At 47.5% G+C, this 24328-nt stretch carries 29 protein-coding genes; 12 read left to right on the forward strand and 17 right to left on the reverse strand.

Annotation, left to right across the window (positions count from 1 at the left end; translation table 11 throughout):
- Positions 1-19: 19 nt before the first annotated feature.
- The 13 genes from H5T88_07810 to H5T88_07870 all read right to left on the reverse strand — a co-directional run bounded on the left by H5T88_07810 (position 20) and on the right by H5T88_07870 (position 11436).
- Positions 20-763, reverse strand: a complete 744-nt coding sequence (locus tag H5T88_07810; protein ID MBC7330245.1) for an ABC transporter ATP-binding protein — start codon at positions 761-763, stop codon at positions 20-22.
- 57 nt (positions 764-820) lie between these two features.
- The gene (locus H5T88_07815) at positions 821-1459 is read right to left on the reverse strand and encodes an FtsX-like permease family protein (protein MBC7330246.1); all 639 of its coding nucleotides are present in this window, start codon (positions 1457-1459) and stop codon (positions 821-823) included.
- Positions 1425-1844, reverse strand: coding sequence for a PqqD family protein (locus H5T88_07820; GenBank protein MBC7330247.1), 420 nt, complete (start codon positions 1842-1844; stop codon positions 1425-1427). Before H5T88_07820 ends, H5T88_07815 begins: the two co-directional genes overlap by 35 nt.
- Entirely contained in the window at positions 1829-2731 is a 903-nt protein-coding gene (locus tag H5T88_07825; GenBank protein MBC7330248.1) for a hypothetical protein, read from the reverse strand. Before H5T88_07825 ends, H5T88_07820 begins: the two co-directional genes overlap by 16 nt.
- Positions 2732-2779: 48 nt before the next feature.
- Positions 2780-5221, reverse strand: coding sequence for a beta-galactosidase (locus tag H5T88_07830; GenBank protein MBC7330249.1), 2442 nt, complete (start codon positions 5219-5221; stop codon positions 2780-2782).
- Positions 5218-6495: a dihydroorotase gene (locus H5T88_07835; protein ID MBC7330250.1), complete on the reverse strand. Its 1278-nt coding sequence runs from the start codon at positions 6493-6495 to the stop codon at positions 5218-5220. The genes H5T88_07830 and H5T88_07835 overlap by 4 nt, the downstream gene beginning before the upstream one ends.
- Positions 6495-7415, reverse strand: a complete 921-nt coding sequence (locus H5T88_07840) for an aspartate carbamoyltransferase catalytic subunit (GenBank protein ID MBC7330251.1) — start codon at positions 7413-7415, stop codon at positions 6495-6497. Before H5T88_07840 ends, H5T88_07835 begins: the two co-directional genes overlap by 1 nt.
- Positions 7412-7954 (reverse strand): bifunctional pyr operon transcriptional regulator/uracil phosphoribosyltransferase PyrR, encoded by a 543-nt coding sequence (pyrR, locus tag H5T88_07845; GenBank protein MBC7330252.1) that lies wholly within the window; start codon positions 7952-7954, stop codon positions 7412-7414. The genes H5T88_07840 and pyrR overlap by 4 nt, the downstream gene beginning before the upstream one ends.
- 145 nt (positions 7955-8099) lie before the next feature.
- Positions 8100-9113, reverse strand: a complete 1014-nt coding sequence (locus H5T88_07850; protein MBC7330253.1) for a Gfo/Idh/MocA family oxidoreductase — start codon at positions 9111-9113, stop codon at positions 8100-8102.
- Complete coding sequence (locus H5T88_07855) at positions 9110-9460, reverse strand: hypothetical protein (protein MBC7330254.1); 351 nt, start codon at positions 9458-9460, stop codon at positions 9110-9112. The genes H5T88_07850 and H5T88_07855 overlap by 4 nt, the downstream gene beginning before the upstream one ends.
- A 20-nt stretch (positions 9461-9480) precedes the next feature.
- Positions 9481-10497 (reverse strand): N-acetyl-gamma-glutamyl-phosphate reductase, encoded by a 1017-nt coding sequence (locus tag H5T88_07860; protein MBC7330255.1) that lies wholly within the window; start codon positions 10495-10497, stop codon positions 9481-9483.
- 239 nt (positions 10498-10736) lie between these two features.
- Positions 10737-11144, reverse strand: coding sequence for a HEPN domain-containing protein (locus tag H5T88_07865; GenBank protein MBC7330256.1), 408 nt, complete (start codon positions 11142-11144; stop codon positions 10737-10739).
- Positions 11131-11436, reverse strand: coding sequence for a nucleotidyltransferase domain-containing protein (locus H5T88_07870; GenBank protein MBC7330257.1), 306 nt, complete (start codon positions 11434-11436; stop codon positions 11131-11133). The genes H5T88_07865 and H5T88_07870 overlap by 14 nt, the downstream gene beginning before the upstream one ends.
- A 105-nt stretch (positions 11437-11541) precedes the next feature.
- Here H5T88_07870 and H5T88_07875 point away from each other — a divergent pair, with 105 nt between their 5' ends.
- From H5T88_07875 to H5T88_07930, 12 genes are all read left to right on the forward strand, one after another.
- The gene (locus H5T88_07875) at positions 11542-11916 is read left to right on the forward strand and encodes a sigma-70 family RNA polymerase sigma factor (GenBank protein MBC7330258.1); all 375 of its coding nucleotides are present in this window, start codon (positions 11542-11544) and stop codon (positions 11914-11916) included.
- A 60-nt stretch (positions 11917-11976) separates the two neighbouring features.
- Positions 11977-12387 carry a hypothetical protein gene (locus H5T88_07880; GenBank protein MBC7330259.1) on the forward strand — a complete coding sequence of 137 codons (411 nt, stop codon included), beginning with the start codon at positions 11977-11979 and terminating at the stop codon, positions 12385-12387.
- Positions 12388-12400: 13 nt separating this feature from the next.
- Positions 12401-12799 (forward strand): hypothetical protein, encoded by a 399-nt coding sequence (locus tag H5T88_07885; GenBank protein ID MBC7330260.1) that lies wholly within the window; start codon positions 12401-12403, stop codon positions 12797-12799.
- Between the two features lie 13 nt (positions 12800-12812).
- Complete coding sequence (locus tag H5T88_07890) at positions 12813-13196, forward strand: hypothetical protein (GenBank protein ID MBC7330261.1); 384 nt, start codon at positions 12813-12815, stop codon at positions 13194-13196.
- Positions 13197-13322: 126 nt separating this feature from the next.
- On the forward strand, positions 13323-13808 hold the full coding sequence (locus tag H5T88_07895; protein MBC7330262.1) for a hypothetical protein: 486 nt from the start codon (positions 13323-13325) through the stop codon (positions 13806-13808).
- Entirely contained in the window at positions 13808-15373 is a 1566-nt protein-coding gene (locus H5T88_07900; protein ID MBC7330263.1) for a fibronectin type III domain-containing protein, read from the forward strand. The genes H5T88_07895 and H5T88_07900 overlap by 1 nt, the downstream gene beginning before the upstream one ends.
- A gap of 7 nt (positions 15374-15380) precedes the next feature.
- The gene (locus tag H5T88_07905; GenBank protein MBC7330264.1) at positions 15381-15932 is read left to right on the forward strand and encodes an N-acetylmuramoyl-L-alanine amidase; all 552 of its coding nucleotides are present in this window, start codon (positions 15381-15383) and stop codon (positions 15930-15932) included.
- Between the two features lie 4 nt (positions 15933-15936).
- A complete protein-coding gene (locus H5T88_07910) occupies positions 15937-16323 on the forward strand; it encodes a hypothetical protein (GenBank protein MBC7330265.1) in 387 nt (128 codons plus the stop codon).
- A 14-nt stretch (positions 16324-16337) separates the two neighbouring features.
- Positions 16338-16553 (forward strand): hypothetical protein, encoded by a 216-nt coding sequence (locus H5T88_07915; GenBank protein MBC7330266.1) that lies wholly within the window; start codon positions 16338-16340, stop codon positions 16551-16553.
- 1 nt (position 16554) lies between these two features.
- Positions 16555-16818 (forward strand): hypothetical protein, encoded by a 264-nt coding sequence (locus tag H5T88_07920; GenBank protein ID MBC7330267.1) that lies wholly within the window; start codon positions 16555-16557, stop codon positions 16816-16818.
- Positions 16815-17174, forward strand: a complete 360-nt coding sequence (locus H5T88_07925; GenBank protein ID MBC7330268.1) for a hypothetical protein — start codon at positions 16815-16817, stop codon at positions 17172-17174. Before H5T88_07920 ends, H5T88_07925 begins: the two co-directional genes overlap by 4 nt.
- 127 nt (positions 17175-17301) lie before the next feature.
- Complete coding sequence (locus H5T88_07930; GenBank protein ID MBC7330269.1) at positions 17302-18579, forward strand: hypothetical protein; 1278 nt, start codon at positions 17302-17304, stop codon at positions 18577-18579.
- Here the strand turns inward: H5T88_07930 and H5T88_07935 are convergent.
- Genes H5T88_07935 through H5T88_07950 form a run of 4 tightly spaced genes read right to left on the reverse strand, consistent with a single transcriptional unit; the run spans position 18576 to position 24326 of the window.
- A complete protein-coding gene (locus H5T88_07935; GenBank protein MBC7330270.1) occupies positions 18576-20492 on the reverse strand; it encodes a hypothetical protein in 1917 nt (638 codons plus the stop codon). The two genes, H5T88_07930 and H5T88_07935, sit on opposite strands and share 4 nt — an antisense overlap.
- A gap of 3 nt (positions 20493-20495) precedes the next feature.
- Positions 20496-21299, reverse strand: coding sequence for a M55 family metallopeptidase (locus H5T88_07940; GenBank protein ID MBC7330271.1), 804 nt, complete (start codon positions 21297-21299; stop codon positions 20496-20498).
- Positions 21300-21301: 2 nt separating this feature from the next.
- The gene (gene aspS, locus H5T88_07945) at positions 21302-23083 is read right to left on the reverse strand and encodes an aspartate--tRNA ligase (protein MBC7330272.1); all 1782 of its coding nucleotides are present in this window, start codon (positions 23081-23083) and stop codon (positions 21302-21304) included.
- Positions 23070-24326, reverse strand: coding sequence for a histidine--tRNA ligase (locus tag H5T88_07950; protein ID MBC7330273.1), 1257 nt, complete (start codon positions 24324-24326; stop codon positions 23070-23072). The genes aspS and H5T88_07950 overlap by 14 nt, the downstream gene beginning before the upstream one ends.
- Positions 24327-24328 lie beyond the last annotated feature (2 nt).

The raw sequence follows: 24328 nt of genomic DNA on the forward strand, positions 1-24328 counted from the left end.
TTTGGAGAATTTTTTAGATTTAACCGCCTTCTTCTCCCTCTATCTCTCCTACTTTCAGCTCTAATTTCTCTCTTTCTTCTATTCTTTCTATTTTTCCGTCTCTAATCCAGACTACTCTATCGGAAACATCTATCATTTTCAGGTCGTGGGTAGCGGAGATGATGGTAACACCCTTTTCCTGATTTAGTTTCTTAAGGAGGTTGATTATTTCCTTTCCTGTGCGGAGGTCAAGGTTTCCCGTGGGCTCGTCGGCTAGGACGATTCCCGGGTCATTGGCGAGAGCTCTTGCGATTGCCACTCTCTGTTGCTGACCGCCGGAGAGTTCGTTTGGCTTATGATGGAGCCTATCTCCCAAACCGACGAGCTTCAGTAGTTCTACACCCTTTTCAATCGCCTCGTCAGTGGTCAAACCAGCGAAAATCATGGGGAGGGTCACATTCTCAAGGGCGGTCATAACGGGGATTAGGTTGAAGGTTTGGAAAATATAGCCGATACGTCTGCATCTCAGCCAGGCAAGCTCATAGGCATCCAGCTGGGCGATATCCACCTCATCTATGAAGACGGAACCCGAGGTAGGTCTATCCAAGCCACCTATCATATTGAAGAGGGTGGTCTTACCGGAGCCTGAGGGTCCCATAATGGAGATATATTCTCCTCGGCGGATATCAAGGGAAACACCATCCAAAGCCCTGAGGACGGTATCTCCCATAACATACTCCTTGACTAGGTCTTTCGTTCGCACAATATATTCGGCAACAGCCATAAATCTTCGCCTCCTTAATAGATATTATTTACAATTTGTAATTTTCGTCAAATCTTTTTAAACCTCAACTCGTAGAGCAGCGGCGGCGGGGAGCCGTGAGGCTCTGTAAGCTGGCCAGATGGTGGCGATAACGGTGAGGACTACACCGATTGCGAGAACCAAGAGGAAATCGTGAAGAGTTCCACCAATAGGTAGGGCGTGGATGAACTTCCTCCATCCGTATTTACCCCAATAGGCGAGGAAGGAGAAAATGAAGCCAAGTATTGCGCCTCCCACGGAGGCAGCAACACCCAAAAGCAATGCTTCAAGGAGGAAAAGCCTGACGATAAGGGAATCCAGAGCGCCGAGGCATTTCATCGTCCCTATCTCCCTGAACCTTTCTGAAACAGCGATGAGCATTGAATTTGTAATTCCAATCGTACATACAACCAAAGCAACCGCAGCTATCCAAACCGCTCTCGCTTGGATATCAGGAGGGAGGTTCTTTTCAACGGCGTGTAGGACGCGATTCTGCATAAAGGTGGACATCAGAAAGGCGGTTCCAAGGAAGGTTCCTCCCGCTGCCAGTATCTCCCTCCCAAAGCGAATGCGAATGTTCTGAAGGGTGAACTTCAGCGCTACTCGTAGAGGTAGCTGGCTTATCCTTCCGATTTTGCCTTCCTTAACGGCTTCGGGTATTCTCCTTTTTTTCCTCATTTTTCTCCTCCTTTCTAACTGCTAAAACTATTAGTTTCCTTTTTCCTAATTCTCTAAGGAACGCTGCTACACCTACCTCAGCTTCTCGTCTCGTTAACTTGAACTCCTTCTTTATCATCCTCACTATTTCCTCAAAAGTATGTTTGCCATCCGCTAAATCCCAAACCATCGTCCCTATCTTGTCAAGCACAAGTTGTTTCTTCTCAGGAGGATTAAAAACAAAGGAGAGCACCCTCCCTACCCAATCCTTCCTCCTCGGTATCTGAATCACAACTTCACCTTCCTCGTTTTTGCTCCACTCCAAATACGGATTGCGAATGGGAAGCGTCCAAAGTGCCTCCTTTTTGCTTAACGCCGGCCTTTTCTTCTTCAGGAAGAATGGCATCTTATGCTCTCTTTGACCTCCTCAAATATCATTATATCTTTTTTCGCCTTCATTTCCAAGAGGAAAATTTTATCTTCCTGCTCGCAGTACCAAGAAAAAAGCTTTATTATCTCTCCAACGAGGGGAAGTTCTCCAAACAATCTTCTCTTCCCTTTCGCACCTAAAGCCGAATGTCCTCTAAAGGACTCTTCGTAGAGGGAAAGAGAGAAACCCTTGCTCCTCTTTAGGAATTCTCTTTTAGCCCAATCGCTGAACTCGTAGCCAGCGAGAAATCTCTCCGCTATGCTATATCTCTCCACTTTCATCTTCGTCTTATGGGGTCCGTTAAAGGATAATTGAATGAAGCCGGCAAGGAGTTTCTGGTCGCTGAGTTTGAATTCCTCGGGGAGCTCCACTTGCAAGCCGTAGAGAGCCCAAAGGTTTCTCCCCATTTGGGAATGGTCCTCAATCGTTGAGAGTATATGACTCGCTCCGGGAGGGATATTCGTTCCAGCTACCTGTGCCATTACAATTTTACCACAGGTTTTGCAATGCCACACCCTGCCAATTCCCCTTTTATCACTGCGCCAGGAGAAAACCAATGTTTCCCTATCGCTCCTTTCCAAATAGGGCGGAGCTTTCTTCTTTCGCAAGTTGAGGTTGATTTTCTTTTTCCTTGCTTCCTTCTCTATGCGAGCGAGGAAGTTCTCCAAAGCGTCCTCTAAGATGAGGGTTGGCTTTGGACGAACCCACCATTTTATCTCCACATAGGAGGAGCCATAGGGGTCGTCTATGCGAATATATTCGGGATGGTCCTCGCCTCCAACGCTTGCAACAGACCAATCCTCGGGCACTTCCACTACTATCCCACGCCAACCTATTTTCGTTAACTTCTTCAGTTGTGCCATCTTAAATTAATTATAGATTTTCCCTCCCTCTAATGCAATTCATCGTTTCTATTTCTTCTCTATAAAAATCATATCCCAGAAGAGGCGAGGATTCTTTTCCCTCCCAAGTCCACCTCCCCATTCCATCCAGCTTTTTCTTCCTTGTCCGTCGCTATCGTTCACGATGATGTCCAAGCCTATCCAGGCGCCGGAGGAGATTGGGAAGTTGAGGGAGCGATAGGGGATAGCCGCTTCATAAATTATTTCGTTTCCTTGTCTACCGACGGCGAAGTTGACTTCCTGAATCTCTCCTTCATATGGAATTCCCGGCGCATGGTAAACCCATAAGAGCTTCCCTCTTTGGGTCAGTGCTACACCGCCTTCCGCATAATATACCCCCGCAATGTCCTCAAGAGGTGATAAGCCGAGACCAATCTGGATGCTATCACCCTTCCAGATTTCTCCTCCCAAGTATGGCTGATGGAAGACATCGTCAACGACCCTCATAGCGAAGTAAGCTTGTTCATCATCCCAGAGGAAATAGGCAGTTGCGGATAGGTCATCAGGACCTTTCCAATCACCTTCCTTCTTGGCGAACATATCCAATCTAATGGGGATGGCATCGCTCCACTCACCGGGGGAGAATTGCCCGTCTATCACAGGCGCCTTGGTCGTCTTCAAGCAAGGATAGAAAGTCAACATCCGCTCAAGAGAGAAGGAGATTCCCTCCACTTGGAGAGCGGCTTTTATGCTATAGGGCTCATCATATTCTATCTTGCTTTGGATGGGAACCGATACGCTGTTATCACCAGGCTTGAGGGATATATCTCTCTCCTCGCCGATAGCGAGCTGAGAGGAAGAAATGGAGAGCTTGCCCTGAAGGTTTTGGGAGGTTCTGTTTCTTATAATAAGCTCTAAACTTGGGGAAAGGGTAGGAGAGAGGACGGGCTTGAAGGCTAAGGATATAGGCTGGGTAATTTGTATTTTGGCAGTGGCATATGCCTTTATTCCATCCTGTGTTTGAAGCGAGGCTTTCAGGGGGTATTCTCCCCGTGCATTCATAGGCGGTGTTATCTTGAAGCTCAGATATTGATAGTCGCCGGCGGGAAGCTTATATTCCTTCACTTTGGGGTCAACCTTCCAGCCCTCCGGTATCACAAGGGAAACCTTTCCCTGCGCTGGCTTATTGAAGAGGTTTTCCACGAGGAGTGAGATTTCATTCTCCGTTCCCGCTGTTGCTCTAAATCGGGAGGTGAGGAATTGAACTGGTGGGCTTCCCACATCTATCTTGTCCAAGTCCACTACATAAATTGGCTGAGTGGAGAGATTTAAGAGGAGTTTACCCTCCCTTGGCGTTATTTCCTTCATCTTCCCATACATATCGTAAACCTTCACCTTCTTCGCCTTTGTCTGTAGATTGACGGTTCCCTCTTCCTTTTCCGCCCATAGTACGAGGGTGTAAGCCTTACCCTTTAAGAAAGAGAAGCCCCAGAGATTGTCATCCCATAGGTCAACCTTACCCTGGGGAGTTTTTCCTTCAATGAGGTTCGTCATCGTTTTATAGGCTTGATAAGCCTTCTTCGGGGTAAAGTCTCGCTTGATGATTCCGAAATTCGCCTCAGGGTCGGATGTATCCGTTCCATCATCCCGAAAATCGTACCAGAAGACTTTCTCCACCAACTTGCTACCTATAGCGATGATATATGAGCGAACAAGCATCTTCGCCTGCTCTTCCTCCGATACACCTTTATCGTGAGTTGGCCAGCCAATCTCCGTTATCCAAATCGGAATATCAAGACCGTATCTTTGGAGTAGCGATTTGAGGTTCCTGAGCTCGGAGAGGAAGCCGGTTTCCTCTGGGGAGCGAGGCCATCTATAAGGGTGGACGGAGATGATATCCATGTATTTTCCTCCACCCTCTGCCAAAACCTTCTCTATGAAATCCAAATCAGTGCCAGCGGTGCAGATTCCTATGACCTTAGCTGACGGGTCCACCTTCTTGATTGTAGTATAAGAAGCTTGTAGGAGGGAGAAATAATCACGGGGGTTGGGTTGGGGTTGCCAGAAAACATGGATATTGGGCTCGTTCCATATTTCCCAATGTTTTATCTTGTCCTTATAGCGATTAACAGTTGTGTGGACATAGTTCTTCCAAGCTTCAAGGCGGGGAAGCCAAAACCAGGCTTTTTCCGCTCCCTCCGGAGCGGTGCTTGCCCAAGGGGCACAATAGTCAAGAAGCCCAAACAGGGAGATGCCGTTAGCATAAGCGGTTGCCACCGCTGAATCATATCGGCTATAATCCCATTTCCCTTCCTCTGGCTGGATAACACCCCAGGAGAATTCCTCCCTTGACCATTTCACGCCTATATCCTTTGCCATCTTAGCAGCCTTTTGCATCTCATCGCCCGAGTAGCGGTTGCCGAAATAGATTCCCATACCGAAGGGCGATGTGGGTGAGAGAGCGGAAAAAGCAAGAGGCAATGAGGCAATAAGAGCATAGAGAAACTTCATAATACATTCCTCCTTTCGTAAGTTATTTTACCTTTACAGATAGTTAGTAAAGGAAATCCTTTCAATGTCCATCCATCAAAGGGGTTGTTCTTTCCTTTTGAGTAGAAGCTTTTTACATCAACTTTCAAAGGTTCTGTCCCGATAATTGTGAGGTTGGCTTCCTCTCCTATTTTCAGAGAGCCGAGGTTCAATTCCATAATCCTTGCGGGAGCGGATGTCAGCTTCTCTACGAGTAACTCCAAAGGAAAACCTCCTTCCTCTACTAATTTAGTATAAAGAAGAGGAAAGGCTGTTTCCAAGCCGGAAATTCCGAAGGGAGCGAGGTCGAATTCGACATCCCACTCCTCTTGTGAATGAGGAGCGTGGTCCGTAGCTATGCAATCTATCGTTCCGTCCAGAAGCCCCTCAATCAACGCTTTTCTGTCTTCCTCCGTTCTGAGGGGAGGATTACATTTAGCTCTTGTATCATAGCCCTCAACCGCTTCCTCGGTGAGGACGAGGTGATGAGGGGTTACCTCACAGGTTATGGGCGCTCCCATTTTCTTTCCCCATCTAATCAATGCAAGGGAATTCTTTGTGGAGATATGGCAGATATGGACTCTACAGCCGGTTTCCAGAGAAAGGATAATCGCCCTCGCAACTCCGATTTCCTCAGCTGATTTCGGTATTCCCCTCAGTCCAAGTCTTGTTGCGGTGAAGCCCTCGTTGGCAACTCCTCCCTCCGAGAGGGATTTATCCTCGCAATGAAGCATCACTGTTAGACTGAACATCTTTGCATAAAGCAGGGCATTCCGTAGAAGACCGCTATCTTGAATGGGCATTCCGTCATCGGAGAGGGCTTTAACTCCCGCCTCGGCTAATTCTCCGATTGGGGTGAGTGCTTCGCCTTTCATATCAACCGTGAGCGCTCCTATTGGGAATACATGGAGGGGGAGGTTTTCTGCTTTCCTAAGGATATAGGCTATTTGGGACTTGCTGTGAAGGGGAGGGGAGGTATTAGGCATAGTGAAGAGGGCGCAGAAGCCTCCCGCTACGCCGGCGAGAGCTCCTGTTGTGAGGTCTTCCTTATATTCCTGCCCCGGCTCTCGTAGATGGGAATGAAGGTCTATGAAAGCGGGAAGGACAAGCTTCCCTGATGCGTCATAAGAGGGAACATTCGCTTCAATTCCCTTTTCAATTGCTTGGATTTTTCCCTCTTTAATCAGGATATCAGCGGTTTCCAGGAATTCATTAGAAGGGTCTATAACTTTTCCGCCCTTTATCAAGATGTCCATTACTTCTCACCTAAAAGAGAATGTAGAATCGCCATCCTCACAGCCACGCCGTTCCTGACCTGTTCCAAGATAAGGGATTTTTCTCCATCAACTACGGTTCCCTCAATTTCCACTCCCCTATTGACAGGTCCGGGATGCATAACTATTGCCCTTGGGGCAAGTGAAAGGAGGGAATTGGTAAGGGAAAATAGGCGAGAGTACTCCTCAATAGAGGGAAAGAACTGCTCCTTTTGCCTTTCCCTCTGTATCCTCAGCATATATATCACATCAACATCGCTTATCGCTTCCTCTATTTTGTAGAAAATACGCACGCCGAATTTCTCTATATCTTTTGGGAGAAGAGTGGGAGGAGCGCAGAGGCGAATTTCCCCGTTGAGTTTTTTAATGGCGAAGATGGTGGAGCGAGCGACCCTGCTGTGGAGGATATCTCCTATTATCGCTATCTTCAAGTTCTCTATCGTTCCTTTCGCTTGCTTTATAGTTAAGAGGTCAAGCAAGGTTTGGCTTGGATGTTCGTGCATACCGTCTCCCGCGTTAACAACCCTTGCCCTTTGAAGAACCTTCGTAGCATAAACGCAGGCACCTGATATGCTATGGCGGATGACGAATAGGTCAAAGCCCATACTCTCAAGCGTTAAGAGTGTATCCTTGAAGGATTCGCCCTTCTGAACGCTTGAGACAGCTAAGGAGAAGCTCGCAACATCTCCTCCAAGGAGACGACTCGCCAATTCAAAGGAATGACGAGTGCGGGTGGATGGCTCGTAAAATAGAAGGCAGATTCTCTTGCCCTTTAAAAGGGATAGGGGTTGTTTGCTCTCCCTGTATTCTCCCTCCAACCAATCTCTATACCTCATCCCTAGGTCAACGAGGGCGACGATATCTTCTTTGGATAAGTGTTCCAAACCTATGAGGTGTTTCATTTCTCCGCTTCTTCTATTATGTAGACGGCGTCAACGCCGTCAAGTTCTTTCCACAGGACTTTAACCGTTTCTTTTCGCGATGTGGGGATGTTCTTGCCCACGAAATCCGCCCTAATAGGGAGCTCTCTATGTCCTCTATCAATCAAGACGGCAAGCTGAATGGCGGATGGTCTGCCGAAGTCTATTATCGCATCCATAGCTGCTCGCACCGTTCTTCCCGTGAAGAGGACCTCGTCAACCAAAAGCACCTTCTTGCCCTCAAGGGAGAAGGGAATTTCAGAGCCGATGGGAATTTGCTCTCTTTCCTTTATATCGTCCCTATAAGGGGTGATGTCAAGGTTTCCCACGGGGACATCTTTCCCCTCTATTTCCTTTAGGAAATTGGCTAATCTGTGAGCGAGGGGGATTCCCCTTCTTTTTATCCCGATAATGACGATACCCTCCACGCCCTTATTCTGCTCCACTATTTGGTGGGCGAGGCGAATTATACATCTTCTTATATCTTCCTCATCCATTATAAGTTTTCTTTTTTGGAACATTTTCGCTTTATCATTTGTCTAATGTAATGACGACGAGCAGCTCTATGAGCTTCGCCTGATGGGGGTTTACCAGCTTACTCAACCCAGGCGAGGCGCCCGCGGGTAAAATAAAAAAAGTCCCAGTCCTGGCCCGCGGGTTTGTTTTTTATGTGATATCCACCTCCTTTCCCATATTCAGGGAATTCTCAATCGCTTCAATCACTTTGGTAACCATTACGCCTTCCTCAGGCGTTATCTTTGGCTTCTCCCCTTTAGCTACGCAATTAAGGAAATACCAGATGGGAATATAAACGAACCCCCATATCTCACCATAGAGCTCTCTCTTATCATTGACGAATGGATAAGCGAACTTCTCGCTCGCTATCTCAATCCCCTGCCTTGTCCCTTCCATTTCCATTTTCCCATTTTTCCCTATAACTTGAAACTTGAAATCAACTATTGAGGGAGCGGAATCGGGAAGTATCCAGGATGATTCCAGAGTGGCAAATCCCTCATCAAAGGAGATTATCGCCTGAATGCAATCATAGGTATCAATGCCCTGGGAGGAGAGAATTCCTTTATGTCCCCTGGCATATACGCTCTTCGGCTTCCGATTGAAATACCAGAGGGTCAAGTCAACTATATGGGGCATAAGGAACCAATGTGGACCGCTCTTTCCGCTCCAGGAGAGCATCTTTAATGGGACATATAGGGAATTGGAGAGGCGGGCGTAAGCCATCAGAGGTTTACCGATTCTTCCATCCTCAATAGCCTTCTTGGCTTCGTTGAAGGGAGGGTTGAAACGATTATGGAAATCAACCATCAAGAAGATGCCTTTTCTTTCCGCTTCCTTAGCCATTTCCTCCGCTTCCCTCGTGGAGGTAGCCATAGGTTTCTCCACCAAAACATTTTTCCCTTTAGAGAGCATCAACATAGCAGGCTCGTAGTGGGCAAAATCCGGGGTGGCAACGCTGACTACCTTAACATTCACATCGTCCGCGATATCCTCCGGCTTCGTTGTCCATTTACAGGAAAACTTTTCTCCTAAAGCCTTAGCCTTCTTTTCATCTATATCGCAGACCCAAAGCAACTCGCTAACAGGATGTTGGCTGTAAGCCTCAGCATGAATGGAGCCGAAGATGCCACAGCCTATTACAGCTGTTCCAACTTTTCCCTTCATTCTTTATCACCTGCCATTAATTTTCTCTTGAGTCTCTCTCTTTCTTCTTTAGGAGGACTGGGGGTAAATGTGGCTTCGCTTATTTTTCTCCAGTAATGTCTTGCCTCACAACTAAGTCCACTCATTGAGACATAGGACTCCTCCTTAAATGTAAACTGTTTTCCCTTCGTCCAATACCAAACATAAAGATATGTTTCATCGGAACTCGTATAGATGATTTGTGATTCCTCTGGCTGACCATATTGCGCTACGACCTCTCCAAGGTCGTTTTTATGGTCCCCGCCACATCCTGTAGGAAGGATGGCGAGGATTGATAGGAAAAGGGAGAGAAATATCGCTTTCTTCAAGTGACGCACCTCCATTTCAATTAACCTCGTCTTAACCCTCTTTCCCAAGGGTAGTCATTTATCAAATTGAAACATTCAACCGCCTGCCCAGCTGCTCCCTTCATGAGATTGTCAATCGCAGAGATGCAAACAACCCAGTTGCCATCCGATCTAAGGGAAATATCGCAGTAGTTGGTGTTTTTAACGAGCTTTGTTGATGGGAGGGAACTGGAAATCCTCACGAAAGGAGCTTCTTTATAAAAGTCATTGTAAAGCTGGTATAGTGAATCTTCCTTCAAGGTTTCTCTTAGCTTCACATACACAGTGGAGAGTATACCCCTTTCAATTGGGGCGAGATGCGGGACGAAGAGGACGGAGATTTCTCTTCCTGAGAGGAGGGAAAGCTCTTGTTCCATCTCGGGGGTGTGGCGATGTTTCAAGACATTGTAGGGGCGGAGGTCATCATAGCAATCTATGAAGAGATTTCCCACGGAGGGATTGTAATTTCTTCCCGCTCCCGATATCCCCGAATAACAATTAGCGATTACTTCACCCTCTATCAAGCCAGCTTTCGCCAGGGGAGCAACTGCGAGGGTGACACCGGTTGGATAGCAGCCGGGGACGGCTACGAGTTTTGCCTTTCTTATCTCTTCCCTATGGAGCTCGGGAAGACCGTAGACGCTATGGGGGAGGATATGAGGGGCTGTATGGGGTTTACCGTACCAGTGAGAGAAAAGCTCCGCATTTTTAAGGCGAAAATCCGCCCCTGAATCTATGACTTTTATACCTAGGGGGATGATTTCCTTGACCAAATCCATAGAGGCTCCGTGAGGTTTACAGATGAATACGACCTCGCAGTTTTTCTTTATCAAATCCAAATCGGTGGGGTGTAGGGACAAATCAATGTCCCTGAAGCGGGGAAGCACCTCGCATAGCTTTTTGCCAGCTGAATGGTCCGAGGCGAGATAGGAAATTTCAGCCTCGGGATGATTCCAGAGGAGAGATAGTAGCGTCTCTCCTACTAAACCGGTAACGCCAACTATTCCAATTCTTGTCATATTTTCTATCTCCTGGGAGGGTTTATTAAATTTTACCATATAATTTTGAGCGGTCAAGATTTTAGGGATATATGCCAAAGGTTTAACGCTTTTTCAGGAATTCATAAAGATTAGGGGCAATTAACTCCTAAAACTTACACCCATAGATGCGAGCCCGCAAAAGGAGGGCGTGGCAATCTCATCTTCTTTGGAAGGGATTCCCAACAAATTCAAAATCTTTGGAAAATTGCAAAGTATTTTTAAGAAGCAATTTTTCTCTCCACGAACCTCAAAATCCTCTCGGCTAATTCTAACGCCTTTTTGAAATCTTCCTCAGTGAAAAGCTCGTATGGGAGAGCGGGTGGAGCGACGGCATCAGGATACCTTGTTGTGAGATAAAATCTGTCAAGATATTTACCCGCATCCAAAAGCTCCCTGAACTCGGAATCGTATTCAGCGCATTGCTGTGTGAGATTGAAAATGGAATGTTCCCAGATATATCTTTTACCCATAAAGTAAAGAAAAGATTTCAAAGCCTTCTGTCCCGCTTGTTCCAAGTGAAAGCAGGCATAAGCGTATTCACCCATCTTCCCCAAGTTCTTCCCAATCTCCAAATCCTTCTTAGCTTGCCGAAGCCAGCGCCTTGCCTCCTCTTTACTTCTTCTCATAAACTATCTTTCCCTCCTTCAAAACTCTTTCAATAAAGGGATTGCCCGATTCAATCATTCTATTAAACTCCTCAGGAGTATAAACGAAGACATCAATTTTGCCGAGCTCATTTCCCAATAACCCAGCGACCTCCAAGAGCCTTTCTATGAACCTCTTCTCCGTGTTTTTAATAACAACGAAATCAATATCGCTCTCGCTATCAAAATCGTTTCTTGCATAGGAGCCGAATAGGATTATCTTCTCAGGGTCATATCTTTTCAGACACTCAATCGCCTTCTTTAGCCTATCCATTTGGGGAAAAGTATAAGGGAAATCTCCCTAAAAGTCAAAAATTTTATTTGCCTTTTTGTTGTTTATTTGCTAATATAATAAAAAAGCAACAAAGGAGGCATGAGAATGAAGCGATATGTTAGTGAGAGCTGGCTAAGGAAGAAGGAGAAGAGGGAGTTAGGTGTAGCGAGGAGGTATGCGGTGGTATATTTAGAGAGCGTGAGGGAGAAGGAGGCGGCGGAGCGGGAGAGGGAGAAGGCGAGGAGATTAGTGCAAAAGATATTATCTCTTACAGAATTGAGCGAGGTGCAGAGGGAAGTGATAGATTACTTTTTAGAGGGGTTATCATTGAGAGAGATAGCGAGAAAAAGGGGGGTGCATTTCCGAGCTGTTCAGAAAGCTTTCAGAGGGGCATTGAAGAGGATGAAAGAGGCGATAAAGAAACACAACATAGACCCCGACGAAGAAGACATAGATTTTTTCACGGAATATGATTATTGATTTGGTTGGGAAGATGGGTAAGCAAAAGAGGGGAAATTCTTCTCTATTTTATAGAAAGAGATGAGTTCTGTATTTGACGATGTATATGATTTGTTGAGGCAAAAGCTCAATTCCTTCCTTGAAGCGAGAGGGCTTGAGCCGATTAGAAGATTCTCGCTTGTGCCTGTTCCAAACGATATCCTCCCGTCCCTTGCCCTAATCTTCAGAGAGCTTGGAGTGGCAAAGGAATTCTCTTCTCCCAAAAGGAATGTCTTGAAAAGCGTTTTCAATCTCTTCTTCTTTCTACGGGAACAAAAGCAAATGGAGAGCTCGTTAATGGGAGATTATATCCAGGCGATTTGCGATTTCCTTGAGGAAAATAAGCCAGGAAGAGTTTTTTGGGGGAAATGCGAGAAAATCTCCCATCTTTCCCTTAAGCACCCTTCTCTGAAAGGCGTGAACATTGAATATGAGGTCTTCTATATAGATTAGGAGGTGTTTTTATATGCCCTTAAGACTATTGGGAAAGGATGTGACAATTCTCCAGGCGGGAACGAACAACATCGTGGCGCTCTATGAGAAGGCTGTCATTGAGCTGGAAAGCGAGCTCATAAATGTTTCCGCTGTAAAGGACGAATGGTCGCTCTTCGCTGTCAATAGAAAGGGATGGAGAATAAGGCTCCTTAAGCTCCTTGATTCTGCTCCCATTTTCCCGACCCTTCTAAGCGGGGCAAATGAGGTTAACCCCCTTGAGGTGCAATGCCAAATAACAATACCGGGCGAGGTTCCAGGAAGCTGGAGCTTCTCAGGAAACGCCATCCCGGCTGGTGCCTCCCTTGATATGCAGAAGATATTGAGGGAGGAGTTGGTTCTTCAGGGATTGGGAACTCCCACGATTTCATAAGGAGGTGAAAAAGATGAGAAAGTTTGAGAGAAGAGAGACGAAGGAAACAGAGGTAATTTATGAGGGGGAAAGGTTCAGGTTAAGGGAAATAAGGAGCGCGGTTGATATAGCGAGATTGTTTCAGAAAACTCGTCTGTATTCTGCGGGTTTGAGGAACTACAAGCTCTCTAATGGTGATGTAATTGAGCTTCCTTCAGACCTCGCCATAGCCTGTCTCTGGGTTGAGGCTTCCCTTGTTGAGCCGAAATTATCCTTTCAAGAGCTCGTGGAAATGTCCCTGCAAACTGGCGCTCTCATTTTCGTCCTTTTGGAGAAGACTCTTGAGCTCTGCGGTATGTTGGAGGGTGAGGAGGATTTTTTTCTTCCGAGTGGGGAAAGTTTTGGCGAGAGATTGTGACGAGTTGTCTTCTTATGACGGGCAGACATCCCGAAGAACTGGATATATCTTTAACGAGCCTTTGGGAAATCCTTTCAATAGCAAGGGCGATGATATATGGGGAATTTCTTAAATAAGATAATCAAAATGAGCCTGATAAGTAAATTGGTATTGAGGAAAGCTGATGGGAAATCGGCGTTTAATGTTTTGGGGGGAAAGAGATTGCGGAAGATGGAGGATGGTGGATGGAGAGAGATTGGCACGGTAAAGAAAACAATGAGTAGGTTTTCGTTTAAAGAATTTCAATCATTAAGGATTGCTCCCTCCAAGTTTTCCGCAGTTGATAAAATTTATAATTTCTCATTCTCCTATCTTTTCTCCTTTCCGCAAAGGGAGAAAGGGGAATGGATTGGGGCTATGAGTAATTTGAGGAAACCTTTGTTCCGTTTTGTATTAGGAAATCCCAATATAATAAGAAACCTTGTTCCTCAAATGAGGGAAATTTCCATTTCATCAATCAAGCCCCAAAAGGAGTTCTCTATCACGGTTCCTTCCCTCTTTAGCTCCCAGTATATTGAAGAGGATGTCTTTTCCTCATTGCTGAAATCTTTAAGAAAGCAGTTGGGGTTCTAATGGCTTTGGGAATTTCCGTTGATAAATCAAACCCGGCATTAAACGAGACTTATACTATCACGATTTCCCCTCCCCAAGGCGGGGCTTTCCATCATCATGTGACCCTCTATGAAAGCACTGATGGAGGCAATACTTGGACTGCTCTCCAAACATGGCAAACGCTCGGCTCATCTACCCCTCTCAATTATTCCACTTCCAAATCCACAGCTGGCACATATACCTATCAAGCGATAGACTATTACATTGATAACTCCATAGCCGACCAATCTGGGACGATAGATGTAAACGTTGGCGGGGCTTCCCCAACGACCCTTACTTTATCCGTTGACCCTAATCCCGTTGTCCACGACCCTGCGGGCGAGGGTGTTGCCACTCTCACAGCAACCCTCACAGCCGACGGGACTCCCCTCTCGGGTAAGACGATAACTTTCCGTGTCACTCAGGTGGGGATACGAACCCCTGACCTCTATACCACTACCTCAGAAACGGGCACGGATGGAACCGCGAGCGTCCAAATCTCGCCATCCCTGTGGTGGGCTTCCTATCCCGATGTCCTTGATGTTGAGGTTGGGGCGGAATTTGGTGGCGAGTATCCCAACTACGGACCTTCCTATAGCGATTGGATAGAGGTCAAATGGTATAGGGCTGATACAACGCTCACGCTTACCGCCCCCTCGTCCGTTTCGGCTGGCGTCCAATTCCAAATCTTGGTCAAATTAGAACCGCAGACCTATTCAAATGAATATCAAGACAAGACAATTGAGCTCTGGCGAGACGGCTCAAAAGTTGCGACCGCTCAAACGGACACAAATGGCGTCGCCTATTTCTATCAGACGCTCCAACCCGGCACTTACTCCTATCAGGCAAAATTCAATGGCGAGATAGGGCACCTCGCCCCCGCCACATCCTCAACTGTGGAAATCACGGCTACAGGAGCGGGCTCCCTTACCCTCTCTGCCACCCCGGGCTCGGGTCAAATCCTTTACGAATGGTCTAAATATGAGGGGGCAAACTTTGACCACTACCGTTTGAGAGTGGGCACCTCATCAGGCGGAAGCGATGTGGCGAACCTTACATTTTCAGATGTCAATAAGACCTCCCATATTTTGACGGGATTGGTTAACGGAACGACCTATTATGCGAGGATATACGCCGAGGACAGCTCAAACTCCGTTCTCGCTCAATCGGAAGAGATTCAAGCGACGCCTCAAGCGACCACTTATACGGAAGTATCGGGCACTGCCACATCCCAGAAGATTTCACTCACGAGGGCTGTTTCAGGTCAAATCATCTCTGCCTCCACTTGGAACCAAGATGAGCAGACGATTGAGAACTTCACGGGCAAGATATATATCGGCTCCGTGGATATACCCACCAATGTCAAGGATGTCAAAGTCAACCTTCCTTCGGGGCTACCAGCGAGCATAAAAGTGATTGGGATATTAGAGAGCCCTGTTCCCGTTGCGGTTTCAATTGAAGAGGTCACCTCTTCCTATTTCAAGCTTCACCTTTCCTCAGCGATAAATTACACGACAAAATTCCACTATCTCATCTGGGGAGTGTGAGACGAAGATGTCTAAATGCATAGTTATTGACCCGGGTCATGGAGGAACCGACCCCGGCGCGGTTGGGTTCGGCGTGAGGGAAAAAGACCTTGCTTGGAAGTATTCTCTCTCGCTCAAATGGTTTCTCCAGAAGCTGGGTTATGATGTTATCCTTACGCGCTGGAGCGATGTTTATGTTCCGCTCGGCATCCGTCCCCAGATAGCGAGAGGAAAGGATGCCTTCGTATCAATCCATTTCAACGCTGGGAGCGAGCAGGCAAGGGGATTGGAGGTCTGGTATCACGATAACGATAGGAAAGGAAAGAAATTCGCTGAAACAGTGGAGGGGGTTATGCGTAAAGTGACGACCTCAAGGGGCGTGAAAAGGGATACATCAAGATATAAAAGAGGCTTCTGCGTCCTCCGGCTATGCTCTGCTTGGGGCATACCAGCGATATTGGTGGAGGTTGGTTTTATCACCAATTATGAGGAGAACAAAGCCCTTATGAGGGATAACGAACGGCTGAGGCTAATGCAATCCCTCGCCTTAGCCATTGATAAGTTTATGAAAGGAGGTTGATAAAATGCTAGACTTAATAAAAGATAGCGGTAGGTTTGTTGTGGATGTGGCGCAGGCATCGGAGTATTACTACTGGGAGGGAACGCTACTGGCGGGTCAAACATTTTACTCCCCAGTGTTGGATATACAGGGGAAGGCGCGGGTTGCTTATCTGTGGGTAAATCGATCCACATCAGTTGGAAACATGACATCTATGGGGCTTCATGTCTCCTACGCACAGGATTTCCATGTTTCGTTTGTCAGGGCAAGCAGTTCCAATGTAGCACCCGGTGGAACTGGAGCAGGCGATATCGTTTCTCCTGCTCGTTTTATTCGCTTCTATGTGATCGCCGATGGCACCAATGGAGACCATAATTTCGTAATTTTGGCGGCTATCCACCCAGTTTCCTAAAAGGAGGTGAAAAAATGATTTGTGAAATTTGCGGGAAAGAGATTAACCCTGAGCAACCTTGCATAGCTGAGGGATTGGACGAGAACGGAAATCCGACCGAGGCGACGAAGTTCTACCACGCTTGGTGTCTCGCCATCCAAAACAAGGCGAGCTTCACTTGGGAAAAAGACGGGGAGATAATCGCCCAAGTAAAGGAAGGCGAACCCATCAAACTGCCGGAGGAGGGCTGAAATGGACGAGGGCTTGAAGACCTTATTTGACTATGGCGCCTTAGGGGCTATCGTTGCGGTCTTCCTCTACTACGGCATAAGAACGCTCAACGCCACGATACCCCAGCTCTTCCATGAGCTCAAGACCCTCAATAAGACGATGAAACTTATCCTGAAGGCGCTGGTGGAGCCCCTGCCCAGAGGCGCAAAGCAAAGGCTTTTAGAGGAATATCTCCAAGAGTTCGCTGAGGAAAAGGAAAACGAGAAAGGAGGTGATAGGGAATGATAGAAGCAATTGCCACCGGCATCGCTGGTTTCGCCCTCGCTGGCTTAGCTTACCTTATGAGAAAGGTGGTGAAAAACATGGAAATGCGAGAGATTTTTGAGTTCACGCTTGAGCAAATCCTTTACGAGAAGGCAATCCACGCCGCCGAAGTCTGGGGCGAGAGAATGAAAAAGGCGCTCAAAAAGAAAGTGGCAGGCTCAGAGAAAATGCAGAAGGCGATCAAAGAGGTCAAGGACTCTGTCTCTCGCCTCAAATCAATGGGAATAGAGATAGTCATAGACCTTGATGAAAAAGCTCTAAAAGCCAAACTCCAAGAGGTCTTTGACAGAATGAAAGATAAATTGCACAAGGTTTAGCGAGGCTTGTGCCGAGTTTGAGAAATCTTTCTTTTACAGAAAGTCAGGCAAGTGTGAATTTTGATTTTCTAAGAAGAGGGTATATTGGTAATTGTCGGTATTTGACTCCAATACTTTCCGTTTTTAATTGGCAATCTATCCCTATCAGTTCGTTTTTCTTTCAGAGAAAAGCAGATTCACCATCACTGTGAAGGCTCGGCAGGTTGGGTTCTCTTACGCCTTTGCCCTGCGCGGGCTCAAGCGGGCTTTGTCCGAGCCCGGCTATTCCGCCTTATATCTTTCCCTTAACCAGCGGGATGCGGAGGAGAAAATCCGTTATGCCCGCCTGATTTATCAAGCCCAACCAAAGGAGATAAAGAGGAAAATCAAGCTGGTGCGGGATAGCCTTCAGGAAATCGCCTTCTCCAATGGCTCACGCCTGCTTTCCCTTCCCTGCTCCTCTGGGTTAAGGGGAAAGTCCGGACACCTTTTCCTTGATGAGTTTGCTCATTTCCGTGATGATGAGGAGATTTTCGTAGCCGCCCTCCCCCTCGCATCAAGGGGATACGAAGTCCATATAGCCTCAACGCCTCTGGGGGCAAGGGGATTATTCTATGAGATTTATAACAATAAGGAAAAATATCCCCAATACAAGCGATTTAGAATTCCTTGGTGGCATTGCCCCGTTTTCACCACCGACCTCGTGAGGGCAATGAAAGAGGCGGAAAACATGACCACGGAGGAGCGAGTGGAGAAGTTCGGCACGCCAGCCTTAAAGGAAATATTTGCTTCCTTTCCAACGATTGAGGGCTTCCAGCAGGAATATGAGTGTTCCTTCCTTTCCGATGTGGGGGCATTCTTTACTTACGACGACCTCATCAATGTTATCTCGGACGAGTTGCCACCCGTTGTTGCGGGAACTAAAGAGGGCTATTTCCATATCGGCGTGGATATAGGGCGGACGAGAGACGCAACAGCGATAGCGATAGTCTTCCAGCCTTTTCAGGGCTATTCCTATCTCCATAAATTGGATATCCTATTCAAAATACCATTCAACGAGACATTTAAGCGGGTTGAGGATTACATCAAGGTTTACAAGCCGATAAAGGTCTATGTGGACGCCACTGGGATGGGGATGCCTTTGGCGGAGGAGCTAAAAAATCGCTGGGGAAATTTAATTGAGGGCGTGAACTTCACGAGGGCGGTTAAGGAAAGCTTGATGACCAACTTGAAAAGCTTATTTGAGAAAGGGGAACTCAAGATACCAAGGCATCAGGAATTGATTTTACAGCTCCACTCAATAGAGAGGGAAAGCTATTCGGCGAAGGGGCATGACGACGCCGCTTGGGCGTTGGCTTTGGCTTGCGCGGGCTTGAGGATGGGCGGTAAATGGGAGGTGGCTGGTGGAAGGAGTATATTCCTCTAAGTCCAAGGGAAGAAGGGAACAGGATTGTTTGTGAAACAAGAATAGAGTGCAAAAGTGACAGCCATAGTAAATTCACCGAAAATCATTCCCAAAAAGAACATCCTTGCCCTGCGATAGAGACGCATACCTCCTGCCCCTAAGATAACCGTTTTCAGAATCCAAGCTACGAGGATGGGGAACCAGAAGACGATTATTCCCCAGGAGGTTGACATAGCGTATCCAAGGGGATGGAAGGGCCACCACCAAAATCTCATTCTCATTATGGTAAGGAAAATGGTGAAAACCGCTCCGATTATGAAGAAGGTGAGGAAGTGGAGATTGAGGGGAGCCGTTCCCTCGGCGAAGGGTTTATTCTCCCGGAAGAATTGGATATTGTTGCCCTGGAAGGGGAAGGTGTAGAGGGTAATAGCTCCTTTTCTGTAAGCGATCATCAGGTGGAGGACGCCAGCGATAACCATTGAGGAAAGGATAGCGATTAGGAATACCCAGGGCAGGCTTCGTCTTCGGAGCCTTACCCCGTCGGCTATCTTGAAGCCATCAAGGAAACCCGTAAGGAGTATTCCTCTTAAATCTCGTGTGAATAGGGCGTCAAAGAAGGCAAGGACGGTGAGGTTCTTTGCGCCAAGCGTGCTTGCTGGGCTGAAGAGGGAGTAGACATCCAAGGGTGTGAAGCAACCCTCGGTCATTATTAGACCGCCCTCGGCGGTAGAGCGAGCCATAACTATCGCCTCAACGAATATGTAGATTATGAACTCAAAGAAAGCCAGCCAAAGCGCCATTCCCGCCATATTGCTCCAGAGTCCTATCAAGATGATGGAGATGAGGAGTCCCCAGAAGGCGACTCTATAGGGCATAACTTCATCTGGCTCATCTTTCTCCTTCCCAATAGCTGCTCTGAAGACCCTTTTCAGGTGAGGGAGGGCGGTATAGAAGAAGTATCCTGCTACGACGAAGAAGGCGCCAGTCGTTTGGTAGGCGACGAATTGCTGAGCGGCAGCGTGAGGTGCATTGACTATCTCTATTCCGAAGCTCGTCGCGATAACTTCCTCAATCTTGAAAAGGAGATAGAAGAACCAGAAGCTGAAGAGCAATTGAGATGGAAGGAGGTAGAAGAAGCCTATGCCGGCGAAAGAGACATAGGCGTGGAAGAAGGTCACGCCCGTCCAGGGGTGGGTTGTCATGTATTGGTTTAGATTTATATCAACTTTTATTTCCGGCAGGGAAGGGAAGACCTTCTGAAGACCGTTGAGACCGAAGACGATAGCTGGGATGGCGAATCCGAACCACATAAGCCTATTGGTGAGGAAGGCGTCTCCCTCGTTAATCATCTCAAGTGGGAGTTGGACGAGTGGGAAGGGGAGTTTTTCTCCTTCCACCCATTGTTTTCTCATAATCACTGCGAGGCAGAAGAAGGAGAAGAAGACGAGCAAAATTAGAATAGACCAAATCAAGGTTGGACCGAGCCATTTTCCCCAGGGGATAGGTTCTCCGTAGAAGTATCCTTCATAATATGCTCTCACAATCTCCTGTTTAGGGGGTCCAGCTGGGTCCCAGGGGACAAGCCATTTCTTTATATGAGGGAAGAACAACTCCTCCCATTTATTCACGGGGTCTGCAAAGTAATTGACGCCCACCATAGTGGGCATAAGGTCCTCCATCAATCCTCTGGAGGTAATCATAGAGCTCACGAGCATCATCATAAAGATGACGGCGAGCTCTTGGGGTGTAAGGGGTTTGGTGATGCGTTTGAGTAGTTTGTTAATTAGGATGAGGGCGAACAGCAAAGCCACTACCACCGCAGGTAGCTGGAGGAAGCCTATCATTATTTCCTTTGTTACGAGCTCCGCCCAGGAGACGATGAAGGAGGTAAGGGCAACGAAGAAAAGGCCGATAAAGACTGAGCGGAAGGTCATAGCTTAGAGATTCCCTAGGAAATGGTCAATGGCTTCCACGATATTAGCTCCCTCTACCTCCACCGTTCTCTCTTCGATCTTTATTCCGCTCCTGCCCTTGAATCCTTGCACCATATCCGTTCTAAGGAACTCAACTCTCAGAAGGACAGGTTCTTCAAATTTCAATGGTTTGAGTTTTTCCAGTTTCGTCAAAGAGCGTTTAGCGGAATCCTTTATCAATTTGCGAACTTTCTTGGGATTTAAACATTTGGCACTTGTGCGGGAAAGGGCTTCTTTCACGGCGACCAATTCAACATCATCACCCAGGAGTTCGCTTGCCTCTTTGCATAGAATATCGTCGCCTGTCACCAATGCTACGGGGATACCGTAATGACCGGCATAGCCAGCAACCCAAGCCAATTCCCCTGCCTTCTTCCCATTTATATAGCAATTTACCCAACTTGCGGAGGACATGGTATGCTCCAAGACGCCGGGCGAGCCCGCCATAGAGTGAAATCCTATGCAGAAGACCGCGTCCCAGCCCTCATCTATATAGGGGAGATAGCGTCCCCAGGGAGAGCCCATGACGACCTCCGCTTCCTCGTTCAGCTCGTCAAGGATGAGATTATAGGCGTTGTTTGCTCCGTGTCCGTCAATTACGAGCACCCTTTTCGCTCCCGCCTCAAAAGCGCCCTCAATCGCTGAGTTTACCTCCTGCGTGAGATAATGTCTTGCCTGCTCATACATTGGGTCGCCGGGCTGGAGAACCTGCCGGGGCAGAACTACTCCTCCTACACCTTCAAGGTCCGTCATAATATAAACTTTCATATTCAGCCCTCCTCTATTTCGTCCTCCTCAATAACTTTTATGTGCAGTTCCTTGAGCTGGTTTTCATCCACGGGGGAGGGGGCTTCCGTTAGCGGGCAGGAGCCAGTTTGTGTCTTGGGGAAAGCTATAACTTCTCTTATGGATTCCTCACCGAGAGCCAGAGCGACAATCCTATCCAAGCCGAGGGCGATGCCGCCGTGGGGAGGGGCGCCATATTGGAAAGCTCTAAGGAGGAAGCCGAACCTCTCCTCCGCAACAGCCTCATCCAAGCCGATGATTTGGAAAACTTTTCTCTGAAGCCCGCTATTGTGGATTCTTATTGAGCCGCCCCCGATTTCGTTTCCGTTTAAGATAACATCATAGATTTTTCCCCTTACCTTCAAAGGCTCCGTGTCAAGTAGGGGAATATCCTCATCAAGAGGAGAGGAGAAAGGATGATGGGATGGTTCAATCCGCTTCTCTTCTTCATTGTATCGAAAGAGCGGGAAGTCAGTTACCCAAAGGAAATGGAAGCCTTCGCTCCTTAAAGATAATCGCTGACCGAGAAGTTGCCTGATTTTGCCCAATGATAAGCAGGCGACTTCCCAATCATCAGCAACGAGCAGAAGGCAATCACCCCTTTGCGCTGAGAATCTTTCAGCCAATCCCTCAAGCTCCCCCTGAGTGAGAAATTTCGCAACATTTGATTTCCCCTCTTCGCCAAGGGGAATCACAGCTAATCCCTTCGCTCCCTCCTCTTTAGCCACATCGGTTAGCTTATCAATCATCTGGCGGGTGAGGGAGGCGAATTGGGGCACGCATATTCCCTTTATAAATTTTCCATTTCTCACCGCTTCAGCGAAAACCCTGAAAGATGAAGAGGAAAGTATATCGGTGGCGTCCTTGAGTTCCATCCCGAAGCTTATATCCGGCTTATCACTTCCGAAACGCTCCATCGCCTCAAAATAACTGAAGCGAGGGAAAGGAATGGGAATATCAACATCAAACGCCTCTTTGAAAGCATATTGAAGCATTCTCTCGGTCAAGTCAATAACATCGTCCTTATCAACGAAGGACATCTCTATATCAATCTGAGTGAACTCCGGTTGCCTATCCGCCCGCAAATCCTCGTCCCTAAAACAGCGGGCTATCTGGAAATATTTCTCAATTCCGCTGAGCATCAAAATCTGCTTCAACAGCTGGGGAGATTGTGGGAGGGCATAGAAGGTGCCGGGATTGAGCCTGCTTGGAACGAGGAAATCCCTTGCTCCCTCCGGTGTGCTCTTGATAAGGATTGGCGTTTCAATCTCCCAGAACCCCTCCTTATCCATAAAATCCCTTACTGCTTTGGTGAAGCGGTAGCGGTAGTAGATATTTTTCGTCATCTTCGGACGACGGAGGTCTATGTAGCGATATTTCAAGCGAGTTGCCTCCTCCACATCTACCTGGTCACGGACGAGGAAGGGTGGTGGAAGGGAGGTATTAAGGGTTTCCGCGAACTCCACGCTGACCTCAATCTCACCAGTGGGAATATTGGGATTCTCGGTTCCCGGTGGACGCCTTCTCACTTTTCCCTTAACCGCAACTACGAACTCGCTCCTCCAACCCTTCATAACCTCGTAAGCGGAAGGCGATTCCTTCGGGTCGCATACCACCTGAACTATCCCTGTCCTATCCCTCACATCCACGAATATCAAACCACCATGGTCCCTGACCCTCTGTGCCCAGCCCATTAAAACGACTTCTTGTCCGATATCCTTTGATGTTAATTCTCCGCAGCCGCAGGTCTTTTTAAGCTTTTTCATCTCCTATTAGCTCTCCTATCGCTTCTTCTAATTTAACTTCCTTTTGCGTTCCTTTCTCCATATCCTTCAAAACGATAGCACCATCTCGCCTCAAAATCAAGGCATATTTGGCGCCAATGCGGTTAGCCTGGCGAAGCTGGGACTTGAGACTTCTCTCAAGATAATCCATATCAGCTTTAAGACCTTTTCCCCTCAATTCCATAAGGAGCTGAAAAGCCTTATCCCTTTCCCCCTCTTCTTCAACAGCGACGAAGACATCCATTTCATCCTTCACGCCGGGCAAATCGTTTTCCAATGCGAGAAGGACCCTTTCTACACCCATTCCCATACCAACGGCGGGAATAGGCGGACCGCCCAATTCCTCCACCAAACCATCATATCTTCCTCCTCCGCAGACGCTGTTTTGCGCTCCCAGCTTGGTGGACACTATCTCAAAGGCGGTTTTCGTGTAATAATCCAATCCCCTCACCAGGCGTGGATTGAGGCGGAAATTGATGTCCAACGAGGAGAGAAGCTCCTGCAATTTGCTGAAATGGGAGGAGCAATCGGGGCAGAGAAAGTCGTATATCGGGGGCACATTTGATGTGATTTTCTGGCAAGTTTCCCTTTTGCAGTCAAGGACACGCAGGGGATTGTAATCAAGCCTTCTCTGACAATCTTCACAGAGCTCCTGCTTATGGGGGAGGAGGAATTCCCTCAATTTCTCAACATATCTCGGTCGGCATACAGGGCAACCAACAGAGTTGAGATGCAATTCCTTCTCCTTTAATCCTAAAAGGTCAAGGAAGCGGTAGGCGAGGTAAATAACTTCCGCATCTAAGTAGGGGCTGTTGGAGCCGATAGCCTCGACTCCGAGCTGGTGATGTTCCCTATAGCGACCTGCTTGGGGTCTCTCGTAGCGGAAAAGCGGAGTTATGTAATAGAATTTAGCGAAGGGTTGGTTGATGTAAAGACCGTGTTCAATATATGCTCGGACAACGGAAGCGGTTCCCTCGGGGCGAAGTGCTAAAGTTCTACCTCCCTTATCTTGGAAGGTGTACATCTCCTTGCTGACGATATCGGTATCCTCCCCTATGCTGCGGGTGAACAGCCCGGCTTCCTCAAAGGTGGGGGTGCGGATTTCCCTATAGCCGAAGGATTCCGCAACCTTGCGGAAAAGGTTCTCTATATATTGCCATTTAGCGGATTCATCGGGCAGAATGTCCTTGGTTCCGCGCGGGGCATTATAGCGTTGCTTGCTCATAT

This window comes from bacterium (assembly GCA_014360495.1).
Classification (GTDB): domain Bacteria; phylum Armatimonadota; class JACIXR01; order JACIXR01; family JACIXR01; genus JACIXR01.

Bases quoted from the DNA above. Each gene is read 5' to 3' on its own strand.
- H5T88_07935 (MBC7330270.1), bottom strand. From the start codon at position 20,492: ATGACCTTCCGCTCAGTCTTTATCGGCCTTTTCTTCGTTGCCCTTACC.
- H5T88_07905 (MBC7330264.1), top strand. From the start codon at position 15,381: ATGTCTAAATGCATAGTTATTGACCCGGGTCATGGAGGAACCGACCCC.
- H5T88_07820 (MBC7330247.1), bottom strand. From the start codon at position 1,844: ATGCCATTCTTCCTGAAGAAGAAAAGGCCGGCGTTAAGCAAAAAGGAG.
- H5T88_07875 (MBC7330258.1), top strand. From the start codon at position 11,542: ATGAAGCGATATGTTAGTGAGAGCTGGCTAAGGAAGAAGGAGAAGAGG.
- H5T88_07915 (MBC7330266.1), top strand. From the start codon at position 16,338: ATGATTTGTGAAATTTGCGGGAAAGAGATTAACCCTGAGCAACCTTGC.
- H5T88_07920 (MBC7330267.1), top strand. From the start codon at position 16,555: ATGGACGAGGGCTTGAAGACCTTATTTGACTATGGCGCCTTAGGGGCT.
- H5T88_07840 (MBC7330251.1), bottom strand. From the start codon at position 7,415: ATGAAACACCTCATAGGTTTGGAACACTTATCCAAAGAAGATATCGTC.
- H5T88_07890 (MBC7330261.1), top strand. From the start codon at position 12,813: ATGAGAAAGTTTGAGAGAAGAGAGACGAAGGAAACAGAGGTAATTTAT.
- H5T88_07830 (MBC7330249.1), bottom strand. From the start codon at position 5,221: ATGAAGTTTCTCTATGCTCTTATTGCCTCATTGCCTCTTGCTTTTTCC.
- aspS (MBC7330272.1), bottom strand. From the start codon at position 23,083: ATGAAAAAGCTTAAAAAGACCTGCGGCTGCGGAGAATTAACATCAAAG.
- H5T88_07850 (MBC7330253.1), bottom strand. From the start codon at position 9,113: ATGAAGGGAAAAGTTGGAACAGCTGTAATAGGCTGTGGCATCTTCGGC.
- H5T88_07825 (MBC7330248.1), bottom strand. From the start codon at position 2,731: ATGGCACAACTGAAGAAGTTAACGAAAATAGGTTGGCGTGGGATAGTA.
- H5T88_07885 (MBC7330260.1), top strand. From the start codon at position 12,401: ATGCCCTTAAGACTATTGGGAAAGGATGTGACAATTCTCCAGGCGGGA.
- H5T88_07810 (MBC7330245.1), bottom strand. From the start codon at position 763: ATGGCTGTTGCCGAATATATTGTGCGAACGAAAGACCTAGTCAAGGAG.
- H5T88_07940 (MBC7330271.1), bottom strand. From the start codon at position 21,299: ATGAAAGTTTATATTATGACGGACCTTGAAGGTGTAGGAGGAGTAGTT.
- H5T88_07900 (MBC7330263.1), top strand. From the start codon at position 13,808: ATGGCTTTGGGAATTTCCGTTGATAAATCAAACCCGGCATTAAACGAG.
- H5T88_07910 (MBC7330265.1), top strand. From the start codon at position 15,937: ATGCTAGACTTAATAAAAGATAGCGGTAGGTTTGTTGTGGATGTGGCG.
- H5T88_07865 (MBC7330256.1), bottom strand. From the start codon at position 11,144: ATGAGAAGAAGTAAAGAGGAGGCAAGGCGCTGGCTTCGGCAAGCTAAG.
- H5T88_07895 (MBC7330262.1), top strand. From the start codon at position 13,323: ATGAGCCTGATAAGTAAATTGGTATTGAGGAAAGCTGATGGGAAATCG.
- H5T88_07925 (MBC7330268.1), top strand. From the start codon at position 16,815: ATGATAGAAGCAATTGCCACCGGCATCGCTGGTTTCGCCCTCGCTGGC.
- H5T88_07815 (MBC7330246.1), bottom strand. From the start codon at position 1,459: ATGAGGAAAAAAAGGAGAATACCCGAAGCCGTTAAGGAAGGCAAAATC.
- pyrR (MBC7330252.1), bottom strand. From the start codon at position 7,954: ATGTTCCAAAAAAGAAAACTTATAATGGATGAGGAAGATATAAGAAGA.
- H5T88_07880 (MBC7330259.1), top strand. From the start codon at position 11,977: ATGAGTTCTGTATTTGACGATGTATATGATTTGTTGAGGCAAAAGCTC.
- H5T88_07835 (MBC7330250.1), bottom strand. From the start codon at position 6,495: ATGGACATCTTGATAAAGGGCGGAAAAGTTATAGACCCTTCTAATGAA.
- H5T88_07950 (MBC7330273.1), bottom strand. From the start codon at position 24,326: ATGAGCAAGCAACGCTATAATGCCCCGCGCGGAACCAAGGACATTCTG.
- H5T88_07870 (MBC7330257.1), bottom strand. From the start codon at position 11,436: ATGGATAGGCTAAAGAAGGCGATTGAGTGTCTGAAAAGATATGACCCT.
- H5T88_07860 (MBC7330255.1), bottom strand. From the start codon at position 10,497: ATGACAAGAATTGGAATAGTTGGCGTTACCGGTTTAGTAGGAGAGACG.